Annotated in this window: 10 protein-coding genes; 3 read left to right on the plus strand and 7 right to left on the minus strand. The window is 69.2% G+C overall.

What is annotated here, in order from left to right; translation table 11 throughout:
- Window positions 1-10 precede the first annotated feature (10 nt).
- Complete coding sequence (locus tag NM2_RS44160; RefSeq protein ID WP_067683071.1) at window positions 11-2314, minus strand: FdhF/YdeP family oxidoreductase; 2304 nt, start codon at window positions 2312-2314, stop codon at window positions 11-13.
- A gap of 273 nt (window positions 2315-2587) precedes the next feature.
- Between NM2_RS44160 and NM2_RS44165 the strand changes: the two genes are divergently transcribed.
- Complete coding sequence (locus tag NM2_RS44165) at window positions 2588-3028, plus strand: hypothetical protein (protein ID WP_157121873.1); 441 nt, start codon at window positions 2588-2590, stop codon at window positions 3026-3028.
- A gap of 296 nt (window positions 3029-3324) precedes the next feature.
- Here the strand turns inward: NM2_RS44165 and NM2_RS44170 are convergent, their stop codons facing one another.
- The gene (locus tag NM2_RS44170; protein WP_067683049.1) at window positions 3325-6591 is read right to left on the minus strand and encodes an arabinosyltransferase domain-containing protein; all 3267 of its coding nucleotides are present in this window, start codon (window positions 6589-6591) and stop codon (window positions 3325-3327) included.
- A 79-nt stretch (window positions 6592-6670) separates the two neighbouring features.
- On the minus strand, window positions 6671-8104 hold the full coding sequence (locus tag NM2_RS44175; RefSeq protein ID WP_067683051.1) for an MFS transporter: 1434 nt from the start codon (window positions 8102-8104) through the stop codon (window positions 6671-6673).
- Window positions 8105-8204: 100 nt separating this feature from the next.
- Between NM2_RS44175 and NM2_RS44180 the strand changes: the two genes are divergently transcribed.
- Window positions 8205-8642: a MarR family winged helix-turn-helix transcriptional regulator gene (locus NM2_RS44180; protein WP_067683053.1), complete on the plus strand. Its 438-nt coding sequence runs from the start codon at window positions 8205-8207 to the stop codon at window positions 8640-8642.
- Between the two features lie 116 nt (window positions 8643-8758).
- Here NM2_RS44180 and NM2_RS44185 read toward each other — a convergent pair whose 3' ends face one another.
- Both NM2_RS44185 and NM2_RS44190 read right to left on the minus strand, forming a co-directional pair.
- Entirely contained in the window at window positions 8759-9787 is a 1029-nt protein-coding gene (locus tag NM2_RS44185) for an S-adenosylmethionine:tRNA ribosyltransferase-isomerase (RefSeq protein ID WP_067683055.1), read from the minus strand.
- A complete protein-coding gene (locus NM2_RS44190) occupies window positions 9784-10476 on the minus strand; it encodes an SDR family NAD(P)-dependent oxidoreductase (protein WP_067683057.1) in 693 nt (230 codons plus the stop codon). Before NM2_RS44190 ends, NM2_RS44185 begins: the two co-directional genes overlap by 4 nt.
- Window positions 10477-10632: 156 nt before the next feature.
- Here NM2_RS44190 and NM2_RS44195 point away from each other — a divergent pair, with 156 nt between their 5' ends.
- Window positions 10633-11430: a VOC family protein gene (locus tag NM2_RS44195; RefSeq protein WP_067683059.1), complete on the plus strand. Its 798-nt coding sequence runs from the start codon at window positions 10633-10635 to the stop codon at window positions 11428-11430.
- A gap of 36 nt (window positions 11431-11466) precedes the next feature.
- On the opposite strand, the gene NM2_RS44200 is transcribed toward NM2_RS44195, so the two are convergent.
- Entirely contained in the window at window positions 11467-12036 is a 570-nt protein-coding gene (locus NM2_RS44200) for a DinB family protein (RefSeq protein ID WP_245718540.1), read from the minus strand.
- Window positions 12037-12227: 191 nt separating this feature from the next.
- Window positions 12228-13286: glycerol-3-phosphate dehydrogenase/oxidase (locus tag NM2_RS44205; protein ID WP_067683074.1), on the minus strand; the 1059-nt coding region annotated here is incomplete at its 5' end.

Consider the following 13286-nt stretch of genomic DNA (forward strand, 5'->3'; position numbering starts at 1 on the left):
CGCGCGGTGTTCATGCGATGTGGACGTGGGGTTCCAGCCGGATGGTGACGGCCTTGGAGACCGGGGTGTTGGAACGTTCGGCCACGTGGTTCAGCGGGACCAGCGGGTTGGTCTCGGGATAGTAGGCGGCCGCGTTACCGCGCGGAGTGGGATAGGCGACCAGGCGGAAACCGGTGACCTTGCGTTCCACGCCGTCGGTCCACTCCGAGATCAGATCCACCAGATCGCCCTCGGTGAAACCGAATTCGGCGATGTCCTCGGGGTTGACCAGGACCACGCGGCGGCCGTTGTGGATACCGCGGTAACGGTCGTCGAGCCCGTAGATGGTGGTGTTGTACTGGTCGTGGCTGCGCAGGGTCTGCAGGATCAGCCTGCCCTCGGGGACCGGCAGCCACTGCAGCTCGTTGACCGCGAAATTCGCCTTGCCCGTGGAGGTTCGGAATTCACGAGCGTCGCGCGGGGGATGCGGCAGCTGGAAACCGTTGCGGCCGCGGACTTTCGTGTTGTAGTCCGCGCAACCCGGGACCACCCGGGAGATCGAGTCGCGGATCGCGTCGTAGTCGTCGCGGAACCTCGCCCACGGCACGGAGTGATCGGGGCCGAGCAGCTCCTGCGCGAGTTCGCAGACGATCGCCACCTCGCTGCGCAGCTCCGGGCTCACCGGGTTCAGGCGACCGGTCGACAGATGCACCATCGACATCGAATCCTCCACGGACACCTGCTGTTTCACCCCGGCGGGGGACAGATCCCGATCGGTGCGGCCCAGGGTGGGCAGGATCAGCGCGGTCCGTCCGTGCACGACGTGGCTGCGGTTGAGTTTGGTGGAGACCTGCACGGTCAGCGAGCACTGGCGCAACGCCGCCTCGGTGACCGCGGTGTCGGGGGTGGCCGAGACGAAATTGCCGCCCATGCCGAAGAACACCTTCGCCCGGCCCTCGGTCAGCGCGCGGATGGCGTCGACGGTGTCGTAGCCGTGCTTGCGCGGGCTGGTGATGCCGAACTCGGAATCCAGTGCGGCCAGGAAGCTTTCGGGCATCTTCTCCCAGATGCCCATGGTGCGGTCACCCTGCACGTTGGAGTGCCCGCGCACCGGGCACACGCCCGCGCCGGGTTTGCCGATCATGCCGCGCATCAGCAGCAGATTCGTGGCCTCCTCGATGGTGGCCACACCGTGCCGCTGCTGGGTCAGGCCCATGGCCCAGCAGAAGATCGTGGACTTCGAGGCGGCCAGCAGTTCGGCGGTGCGGTCCAGATCCTCGCCGGTCAGTCCGGTCGCCTCGAGGACCGTGCCGAGATCGACCGCGCGCATCTGCTTCTCGTATTCGGCGAAGCCCGCGGTGTGCGCGTCGACGAAGGCGCGGTCCACGACCGTGCCGGGCGCGCGGTCCTCGGCCTCGAACAGCAGCTTGGCCAAACCCTGGAACAGGGCCATATCCCCGCCGAGACGGATCTGCAGGAAGTCGTCCGCGATATCGATCCCGGTGGTCAGGCCGCGCATGGTCTGCGGATCGCGGAAGCCCAGCAGACCGGTCTCGGGCAGCGGATTGACCGCGATCACCCGGGCGCCGTGCTCCTTGGCCTTCTGCAGCGCCGAGAGCATGCGGGGATGATTGGTGCCCGGATTCTGCCCGGCCACGACGATCACCTCGGCCGCGGAGAAGTCGTCGATCGTCACCGAACCCTTGCCGATGCCGATCGAGGCGCTCAGCGCGGTGCCCGAGGACTCGTGACACATATTCGAGCAGTCCGGCAGATTGTTGGTGCCGTAGCTGCGCACCAGCAGCTGGTAGAGGAAGGCGGTCTCATTGGCGGTGCGGCCGGAGGTGTAGAACAGCGCCTCGTCGGGGGAGTCGAGCGCGCGCAGTTCCTCGGCGATCAGCCGGTACGCCTCGTCCCACGCGATGGGGGTGTAGTGGTCCTCGCCGGGACGCAGCACCATCGGGTGCGTGAGCCGCCCCTGCTGACCCAGCCAGTAGCCGGACTTGTCGGACAGTTCCGCGATCGAGTGCCGGGCGAAGAACTCCGGATCGACGGTGCGCAGCGTCGCTTCCTCGGCGACCGCCTTGGCTCCGTTCTCGCAGAACTCCGCGGGGCGGCGATGATCGCTCGGCTCCGGCCAGGCGCATCCGGGACAGTCGAAGCCGTGCCGCTGATTGACCCTGGTCAGGGTGCGCGCGGTGCGGAGAACACCCATTTCCTGGACGGCCCGCTCGAGCGCGATCGTCACGGCTGTGACACCAGCCGCCTGCTGTTTCGGCGGCGTGACAGCGACTTTGGATTCGTCGATATCGTGAGACGGAGCGCTGCGATGCATGATTCCATCGTCCTCCTGACCGGACAACCCAGACAACCGGCCCGTACGCCGATCGTCCGTACGGTCCGAATGACGAGCGTACGCGGGCCGTCGCGGCGGTCGCCGACGACGTCTTGGGATCGTTCACAAATCCGGGACGGTCGTGCCCGTTTCGGGGCGACGGATTTGCCGCCGATGCCGCGAATCGCCCCCATTCCGGCCGCCGGGACGCAAGTATCGATTGCGACCGCCGGGGTGTGGACTCCGGAACCGGACAGCAAGGATCGGAACAGGATGGACAAAGGACTCAGGACCGCGCGGATTCGCCGGCGCCTCGCACGCCCCGCCGCGACGGGCCTCGGGGTGGCGGCGATGTTGCTCGCCCCGGCCGCGCTGCTCGCGGCACCCGCCGGTGCGACCGCCACACAGGTGGGCGCGGAACCGGGGATGAACTACGGTCTGGGCACCAACTACGCGGTGGGATGCCAGTCCGCCGTGCAGGTGACGGTCAGCGACCCCGTCCAGCCGGTTCAGGTCTTCGACAACAGCGCCTCGATCGGCTGGTTCCGGCCCTCGGGCGGCACGGTCGTCGCGCCCTGGACCCCGGCCACGGTCGGCTGGCACCACATCACCGCCGTGCAGGCCGCCACGCCGCCCGGTGCGCCGACGCCGTACGTCGACGTTCGCGCCGCCAACGGCGCGCACATGGGCAACAACTGCGCCGTGTTCGGCTGAGCGATACCAGCTTGCTGGGCGGTCCGGCTCCCGAACGGTCGGATGGCGGCGGTGCCGATGCATCGCTCGCGGACCGGCCACGCCGGCTCGCATTCGCCGGGCTGCTCGACCCACCTGGCTCGAGTCGGTGAATGCTTCAGTGCGACAGGCGAACCGGCTCGCCGAGATCGATCCGGTCGAGAGACCGAATTACGCGGCTGCTCAGCTGTCGGTCGCGATTCGAGACCGAGAGTGAGAATACGTGTGGGGCGGTCCACCGGGACCGCCCCACACTGCTTTGCCGCCGAATGCTTCCGCTAACGGATGTCGAAGTTCAGCGGGCCCGGCTTCCACTTGGCGGACCGCTGCTCGGTGACCGTATCCAGTTGGGCCGGTGTGGCTTTCGGATCGAGGGGCACGAGGCGTTCGATCTCGCCCCAGTTGCGCTTCCAGTCGTCCTTCAGATACGAGGACATGACCTCCGGACGGGTGAGCAGTTGGATGTAGCCCAGCGGGCCGCCCGACGCGTGACTCTGCCAGTTGGTGGTCATGATCGCCGCGGCGAAGTCCGGGGTGATGCGGTACTGCGGGATCTCCGCGACGCCGTCCCGGTGCCGGAACGGCTGCTGGCACGGGAACTGCAGGCCGACAAGCCAATCCAGCATCACCGGATCGGTGTGCCCGACCAGCGAGTCGAGGGTCTGCAGATGCGGCACGCGCGGCGGGGTCACCGCGACCCACTGCAGCGGATCCGAGCTGTTCACCGTGGCGACCACGCGCACGACGTCGGCCTGGGAAGGCAACTGCTGCAACGGAACTCGCAGATTGCGCCAGGACGGCTGCAGCACGCTCACATCGTCCGGGGTGATCCGGCCCAGCGATTGCACCCCGCCGGAACCGGCGACGCCGTATTCGAGCTGGACGTTCTGCCCGGCGACGGGCAGATTGTCGATATCGGTCGAGGCGATGCGCCCGGCGGCGGCGATCGAGACGATCTGGCCGCGACTGCCCGAGGAGTCCGGCGCGGGCAGGCGGTACCAGCCCGAGGTCAGTGACTTCTGCGCGCCGGGGCTGCCGTAACTGCCGAGCATCGGCGTCGTCGCGGGATTCAGGCCGAACGGCAGCGGGATGGTGCTGCCGTTGATGCCCGGCTTCGCGGCCCCGCCCCCGGCGCCGGTGCTGTCCTTACCGGTCTTGGTGGTGGTGCCCGCACTGCCCAGCGACTGGCCGACCGAGGCGGCCGCGGCGGCCGAGCCGTCGGGGGTCAGGTCGGCGAGGTTCAGGCCATCGGGGGTGAATCCGTCGTTGGTCCCGCCGCCCAGCGCGGCCGCGGGACTGCCCGACATCGGTTGCAGCACACCGGCATTCGCGTCCGGCTCGACCAGAACGTCGTTGGCCATACCGCACGTATTGCCGGTCAGCGCCCGGAAGTTCGAGGTGGCGAGCGAGTACGCCGGATACTGCGCCACGGCCGCCTTGACGAACGAGAGCACCTCGAACAGCACGACCAGCGCCGCCGCGATGGTGAGGATCGGAATCGGGCGTCGCGGTACGTGTCGCTCGCCGCGGAACGGTTCGCGGATGTGGAACCAGCCCGCCACGGCGATCAGCAGCAGCGAGATCGCCAGCAGTACCGTGCCCGCCTTGATCCCGTGCACCGAAATAGGCTTGTCCCACCACGAGATTCGATAACTCGCCACATACCACCAGCCGTTGGAGCTGGCGAACGACAGTCCCAGCATGGCGAAGACGGCCGCGGCGAACAGGGTGCGGTTGCGCGCGGACCGCAGCGAGCGCGATCCGACCGCCACCGCGGCGACCACCGCGACCGCGCCGCCGAGTCCGGCGAAAACGCCCAGATGATGGGTGAACTTGGTGGGGGAGAACATCATCAGCGGCACCGCGGCGACCGTGGTGCCCAGGATGCGCCGGGTGGGTCCGGCCGCGAGTCCGGGAATCCGGCCCCGCTTGTACAGCAGCGTGATCACCGCGGCGGCCAAAGCCAGGAACATCACCAGCATCGCGAACCGCCGCGCGAGCGAGCCGTCCGGGGTCGGCTGGAGCAGATCCTGATAGACGAGATAGTCTGTGTACCAAGGCATATCGGGTCCGACGACCTTGTGCGCCTGCTGCATCGCCGAGACCTCGGAGATCGGCTGTCCGGCGAACACGATGGTCAGCACGACCAGACCGGCGGCCAGCGCGGGCGCGATCAGCGCCAGATAACCCGAGGTGCGGGCGCGTTGCACGATGATCTGCACCAGCGGGCGAGCCCCGGCCAGCAGTGCGGCGAAGCAGATCAGGCCCGACGGGTTGGTGACCACGGCCAGCGCCGCGGGAATCAGCGCGACCGCGGCCGGGGCCAGCCGCCGGGTGGCCAGTGCGCGTTCCATCGATACCCAGGTCAGCAGGACGCCCAGCGCGATCGCCGGTTCGGGCCGCAGACCGTTGTTGTAGGGCAGCCAGAACGCCAGCAGAACCAGCCCGCCGGCCCAGATCGCCGAACGTTCGGCGCGCGCGCCGACGCCCAGTCGCGGCACCACCTCGCGGCTGATCAGGAACCAGCACGCGATGCCGAAGATCAGTTCGGGCAGCCGCACCACGATGCTCGCGGTGGATATCCGGGCGAGCAGTTCGAAGAGGTTGTCGTAGGGGATGCCGATGGGCGTCTCGGGTACGCCGAAGTACGCGAAGTAGTTCGCCAGATATCGGGCGGGCCCGGCGGTGCGGGCCATGCCGAAGATGTAGCCGTCGTCCGCGGTGCCGACGCCGATGAAGTACCACAGCACGAGCGTGCCCAGCACGGCGACGTCGACCAGTCGCGGGCGCCACCAGCGGCGCGGCAGGACGCGCCGGTTGCCGCGGCCGTCCAGGCAGTCCAGCCGGTGCAGCGAGTACAGGGCCACGGCGGTGGCGATGATCGCGCCGATGATCGCGATCAGCTTCAGCACGGTCGGGGAGGTGGTGAATCGCGAGTCGATCACCACGTCGGCGTGCATGCCGGCCGGTGCGGCGCCGGTCAGATCGGTGAACAGGCCGACCAGCTGCGGGCGGTGCTCACCGGCCAGCGTGACGGGCGCGCCGCCCGCCTGGACGGTGGTGGCGGTGCTGTCGGAGGAGATCGTGATCGTGCAGCCGCGCGGCAGGTCGCGTACCGGGGTGTCGATCAGGGTCTGATCGCGCAGCACCACCTGCAGCCGGTTGCCGCCGGTGGACGCGGTGGCGACCAGGACGTTGAGGCCGTAGTGCCAGGACGATCCGGATTCCGCGGGGACCGTGGCCAGTAGCGTGCCGCCGCGCGGTCCCAGTGCGGCGGCGGCGCTGCACGGGATGTCGGCGTGCACGCTGGTCGGGGAGTACGACACCAGCGGCGCGGTGACGCTGGCCGCGCGCCCGGCCTGCGGCCAGGACATCGAGGACTGCTCCTGATGCACCGGCAGCAGCGGCACCGCCACGGCCAGCAGCGCACCGAGGATGCCCGTCACGATGGCGAGGATCCGCCACAGCCGACTGCTCCCGCGTTGCGGGGCGGGTTGGTCCAGCGGCCGATCATCGGCCGGGTGTCGACTGAGCGTCTGGGTCACGGTCGGGCATGCTATCAACCGGAACTGAGACCGTGTCCAGCTCGACTGACACCCCGATCGATGCTATGCGCCGCCGGGCTCAGCCGACCGCGGTAACCAGCGGCGATGTCGTGTGTTCGGTTGTGGCCGAGCGGGTTTGCGGGCGCAGTCCGAGCAGCGCGGCCGCGATGGTCGCCACGCAGGCTCCCGCGCCCACCCAGAACGCGACTGTGAACTGGCTCTCCTGCGGCAGCGCCAGATGCGGCAGCAGCTTCGCGGTCAGCAGGGTGGTGATGACGGCGCTGCCCAGCGCGCTGCCGACGGTGCGGGAGATGGAGTTGATGCCGTTGGCCACGCCGTTGTGCCGATGCGGGACGCTCGCCGCGATCAGGGCGGGCATGGCGGCGTAGGCGAAGCTGATCGCGATGCCGACGACCACGCTCGCCGTGATCACGGCGCCGGTCGCGTCGTGTGCCAGCGCCATCCAGGCGAATCCGGCCGCGCCGACGATGCCGGACAGGGCCAGCACGTACCGGCCGCCGATGCGGCCGACCAGCAGTCCGCCCAGCGGTGCGGCGAGCATCGAGGCGATCGTGCTGGGCAGCAGATATTCCACCGAGGCCCGCAGGATCGAGGCGGTGAACCCGTATCCGGCGATTCGCGCGGGCATCTGCGCCAGGTACGAAACGCCCATGAACAGCAGGAACATCGCGAATCCGATGAAGACGCCGGACAGGTTGGTGAACAGCACCGGCCGATGGGTGAACATCGCCAGATCCACCAGCGGTGCGGCGCAGCGGCGTTCGACCAGCACCCACAGCGCGGCCAGCACGATCGCGCCGCCGAAGCAGCCCAGCGTCGCGGCCGAGCCCCAACCCCATTCGTGACCCTGCGAGATCGGCAGGAGCAGCAAGATCAGCGCGCCACCGAGCGTGATCGCGCCGGGCAGGTCGATGCTGCCGGGATGCCGCGTGCCCGTCGCGGGGACCACGATCGCCGCCAGCGCCAGAGCCGCGGCCGCCAGGCCCGCGGTGAACCAGAAGACCACGTGGTAGCCCGGATCGCTGCCCTGGGTGAGCAGGCCGGTGGTGACCAGGCCGATGCCGCCGCCGAAGGCGAGGGTCCCGCTGACGATCGCCATCGCGCCGTGCAGCCGTTCGGCCGGAATCTCGTCGCGCAGCACCGACAGTGCGAGCGGGAAGATCGCCGTCGCGACGCCCTGGAGGGTGCGCCCGGCCAGCAGCATGCCCAGTGATCCGGCGGTCGCGGATACCGCCGAGCCGATGACCGCGATGACCAGGACGCCCAGCAGCGTGGGCTTGCGGCCGTAGAGGTCGCCGATGCGGCCCAGCAGCGGGGTGAACACGGCCGCGGACAGCAGCGTCGCGGTGGTCACCCAGCTCACCGACGTCGTGGAGACGTGCAGTCTCGTCGCGATCAGCCCGAGGATCGGCACTGCCTGGGTCTGCATGACGGTCACGATCATCGCGGCGAACGCGAGGACGCCGGTCAGCAGCGCGGCCTTCCGCGTCATGTGACACCTCCAGAAGCTTGAAAACAGATATGTTTGAAGTCCTCAAGTATTTAAGGCTTCAAATATATCCGTTGTCAATCGCGCCGGTAGGATCGCCGCTATGAGTCAGGCCACAGAACCGAGTCCCCTTGCGTTACTGATCGGACGGTTCGTCTCGGCCTACCTGCAGGACTTCCTGACCGCCGCCGAGGAACACGGCCTGACCCTCACCCAGGCCAAACTCCTGCTGGCACTCAACGAGCCCCCGGCCGAACTGCCCATGCGCGAACTGGCCGGTCGCCTGGCCTGCGACCCGTCCAATCTGACCGGCGTCGCGGACCGCATGGAATCCCGCGGCCTGGTCCTGCGCACGGTGAACCCGGCCGACCGCCGGGTGAAATACCTCGCCTCGACCGACCAGGGCCGAGACCTGGCCGCGCGGATCCGGAGTTCTCAGGTGCGCGCCTACCGCGCCCTGGCCGAGCTGACACCCGACGAGGAGCAACTGCTCGAGGGCATGCTCGAGCGCCTGGTGCCGAAACTCGAAGCGGCGGAGTAGATCCGGCACCGCACTATCGGCCGGCGATACTTGTGCGCAGGTTCCGGGCGTACGGGCGACGGCTGAACAGGCACCGTATGTGAGCGTTGCGGAGGATTTTCGTCCTGCGCGCAGGGCTAGCGATCGGCGAACAGCAGTGCGGTGTCGCCGAATTCGTGCCAGAGATAGCCGGTTTCGAGTGCTGTGCGGTATGCGGTGTCGACTCGTCCGGGTCCGGCGACCGCGTCGAGGAGATGTAGGTGGGAGGCTCCGGGTTCGTGCCAGCCGGTGATGAGTGCGTCGACCGTGCGGGCGGGGCGGTCCGCGCCGAGTACCAGGTTGGTCCATCCGGAGGATGGGTGGACCAGGCCGGAGGGATCGGCCGCGGATTCGAGGGCGCGGGTGACGGTCGTACCGACGGCGATCACGCGGCCGCCCGAGGCGTGGGCCGAATTCACCAGGCGGGCTGTGGTTTCGGGCACGACGTAGCGTTCGGGGCTCGGTGGTTCGCCGGTTTCGGGGGAGGAGACGCCGGTGTGCAGGGTGATCGGGGCCAGCGTGATGCCGGTCGTGACCAGATCGGTTACCAGGGTTTCGGTGAACGGTCGTGCGGCGCTGGGCATTTCGGCACTGCCGGGTTCTCGGCCGAAGATCGTGCGGTAGTAGTCCGGGGACCATCGTTGTGTCACATAGGAATACGTGATCGGGCGGCCGTGGTGGGCCAGGAGCGCGAGTACATCGGTGTCGATGTCGGCGATCCACAGGCGTCGGGCCGGTGGCAGCCACGGCGTGCGCAGTCTCGCCGCGGCGCCCGGAAGTGCGATGTGGGCGCCGGGTTCCGGTTCGGTCGCGGTGAACGGGGTTCCCTCGGGGGTGCGGAGTTCGACCGCCCATCGGCCGTCGTCCAGGCGTGCGGCGAAGTGCAGGACGGCCGGGACGTTCCGATAGCGTGCGTCGACCGCGGCGGCCAGCGTCGACGAATTGTTGACCACGACAAGGTCTCCCGGCCGCAGGAAGCGCGGCAGCTCCCGGAATCTGGCATGGGTGATGCCCGTGGCATCGGACACCAGCAGGCGGACCTCGTCGCGGTCGAGTCCGCGCGCCTCGGCGGGCGCGGTCGCGGATCTGTCTGCGGGAAGGACGAATTCGCGCGGGACGGTTCTCATGGATGCCTCACGGACAGCTCCGCGGCGGTGTATCGGCCGCTGGGCGGGCGGGTGTCGATCAGATGCAGCAGCGCCGGGACGACGGTCTCCGGTTCGGGGCGATCGGAGATGTCCTCGCCCGGGAATGCGGCCTGGTGCATGGCGGTGCGCATATCGCCGGGGTCGAAGCTGTAGACGCGCAGTCGCGGATTCTCGGCCGCGAAGACGGCGGTCAGGTGGTCCAGGGCCGCCTTCGAGGCTCCGTAACCGCCCCACCCCTCGTAGGGCATCACCGCGGCGTCGGAACTGATGTCGATCGCGGTGCCGTCGCGGGCCCGCAGTTTCGGCAGTGCCAGTTGCAGCACGGCGAGCGGTGCGACGACATTGGTCCGCAGCACCGCGGCGAATTCGTCGAGCGGATAGTCCGCCAGATGCGGCATGGGGCTCGGGCCCAGGGCGCTGGCATTGTTGAGCACCAGGTCGAGCCGGTCGAGGTCGGCCAGCGCCGTGGCCAGCCGTGTGCGATGTGCCCGATCGGCGACGTCGCCCGGTACCGCGGTCGCGCCGGTCGCTTCCCGCACTCGGTCCAGTGGTTCGGGCCCACGGGCGGTGATGATCAGGGTCCAGCCGCGTTTCGCCAGGGCCAGGGCCGTCGCGCGGCCGAATCCGGCCGAGGCTCCGGTGATGAGTGCTGTCGGTTTCTCGGACATGATCTCATCGTGAAACCTGAACTGGACTTCAGGTCAAGAATAGGATTCCGCCTACAGTGAAACCTGCGGTCGGCCGGTGCGGTTCGCGGCCGATGAATTCGCAGTCGCGGTGCCGTCTCAATGTGCGAGTCCCCTTCGTCTTCCCAAGGAGCCACCATGACCTACACCTTCAAGCCCGGAGATCCCTGCTGGGCCGAGCTGTTCACCTCCGATCCGGAGCGTTCCATCGCCTTCTACTCCGAACTGCTGGGCTGGACCGCCGAGAAGGCCGGGCCCGAATTCGGCGGATACATCACGTTCCGCAAGGACGGCAATGGCGTGGCGGGCGGTATGCACAACGACGGCTCCTCCGGCGGGCCGGACCAGTGGACGATCTATCTGGCCAGCAACGACGCCGAGGCGACCGCCGCGGCGGCGACCGCGAACGGCGGCCGGGTAGTGGTGCCGCCGATGCGGGTCGGCGAACTCGGCACGATGGCCGTTCTCGGTGATCCCAGCGGCGCGGGGATCGGTGTGTGGCAGCCGGGTGTGCACACGGGATTCGGCGCGCTCGGCAACGTGAGCGGCGGCAGGTGGGACGAGCACGTCGGCAACCCGTCCTGGTTCGAACTGCACACCCCCGCCTACGACGAGGCGCTGAAGTTCTACCGCGAGGTCTTCGGCTGGCAGGACCCGTTCACCGTGTCCGATGTCCCGGAATTCCGTTACACCACAATCCATTCGACCAGCCCGATGCTGGGCGGCGTGATGGACGCCACGGCATTCCTGCACGTCGGCTCCCCGGGCGGCTGGCGGGTGTACTTCGGTGTCGAGGACGTCGACGCGTCGGTGAAAACCGTGGTGTCCCTGGGTGGTTCGGTGGAACGTGAACCGGAGAACACCCCGTACGGGCGGCTGGCCGCCGTGATCGATCCGGGCGGCGTGCGATTCAGCCTGGGCGGCAACAACTCCTGAGCCGGACGCCGGACGCCAGGGCGGCGTCCGGCGTCACTACAGGCCCACCGCACCGTCGATCCGCTCGCGCAGCAGATCGGCGTGGCCGTTGTGCCGCGCGTACTCCTCGATCATGTGGGCCAGCACCCAGCGCAGCGACACCTTGCCGAGCCCGGGATCCTCGCCGGTCAATCCCAGATCGGATGTGGCGGTGGTGAAGCGGTCGGCGAAGGCGACCTCGGCCCGCCACGCGCCCCAGGCCGCGGTGATCGACCCGGGATCGGTGTTCGCGCCGTCGAAGTCGTCGTCGGGACGTTCGACGGAAGTGAACAGCGGCGGCGCCTCCTCCCCGGCGAGCACCCGGCGGAACCAGTGTCGCTCGATATCGGCCAGGTGCCGCACCAGACCCAGCAGCGACAGGGTGGACGGTGCTACCGACCGACGGGCCAGCTCGGTGCCCAGACCCGCGCACTTGAGTTCGAGCGTGGCGCGCTGACCGGCCAATACCTCGGTCAGGATGCTGCGTTCGTCACCGGTGGTGTGGAGGCGGGTTCGGGGATCGTGTTCCGGGGCAACGAACATCTCGGCCCGTCGGGTATCGGTCGGCGTCTGCCGTGTCTCGGCCACTCCCGCCTCCTTCGCATTGTTCCAGCTGCCGGACCGGCAAACCTGGGGCTCGACCGATCGGGCACGATCGGGACGATATCGCGTGTGGCGGTTCATCGGAACGTTCGGCGGCACATCGCTCTCAGCGTACGGAGGAAAACGCCGCCGCGCCCGACAGCAGCCGCGCCGCTATCCTCGCGCGGGGGAAGAGGTCATCGGAACATCCGCGCCGCGGCGGACGCGGCGGCCTCGCGATCCGTCGCGACCAGGCCGATCCGGGTGCGGCGATCGAGCAGATCGTCCGCGTCCAGCGCGCCCTCGTGGCTGATCGAATACGCGAATTCGGCGCGCAGCACGTCGATTCCGGGGGCGACGGGTTCCGCCAGGGCCGGATCATCCTGTGCCAGAGTCATGATCGCGCGCGCCTGGCTGCCGTAGCGTTCGATGAGCGTCGGCGGCGCGTCGAGACGATCGCGCGCCGCGCCGGATACCGCACCCGTCAGGGGGATTCGCCGGGTCCGGCACGGGCCCGCGGTCAGGCCCGCGTGGGCGACCGCGGCGTCGACGGCGTCCTGGGCCATCTTGCGATAGGTGGTGAGCTTGCCCCCGACGATCGTAATCGGGCCGCCGGGGGAGTGCAGGACCGCGTGCTCACGGGAGATGTCGGCGGTGCTGCCCTCGGCGGTGCGCAGCAGCGGGCGCAGGCCCGCGAAACGGCCGCGGATATCGCTGCGGTGCAACGGCTCCCGCAACACCGTGTTGACGGTGTCGAGCAGGAAGTCGATCTCGGCGTCGGTCGGTTCCGGTTCGTCGGGCACCGGGCCGGGCGCGTCCTCGTCGGTCAGGCCCAGATAGACCCGGCCGTGCGCGGCGGGGAACGCGAAGACGAAACGGCTGGTACTGCCCGGAATGGGTACCGTGAGCGAGGCGGTGAGCCCGCCGAACGCGGCCGCGTCGAACACCAGGTGGGTGCCGCGGCTGGGCCGCAACTCGATGCTCGGATCCACCCGATCAGCCCACACGCCGGCGGCATTGACCACCGAACGCGCTCGTACGGTGAGGGTTTCACCGGATAGCGTGTCGTGCAGCACCGCGCCGTCGCCGCTCACCCGCTCGGCCCGCACCCGGGTGAGCACGCTCGCCCCGTATGCCGCAGCGGTGCGCGCGAGGGTCACCACCAGGCGCGCGTCGTCCACGAGCTGGCCGTCCCAGGCGAGCAGTCCGCCGCGTAATCCGGCGCGGCGCACGGTCGGCGCCAGACGCAACGTCTC

This window comes from Nocardia miyunensis NBRC 108239 (genome assembly GCF_001613065.1).
Lineage (GTDB): Bacteria > Actinomycetota > Actinomycetes > Mycobacteriales > Mycobacteriaceae > Nocardia > Nocardia miyunensis.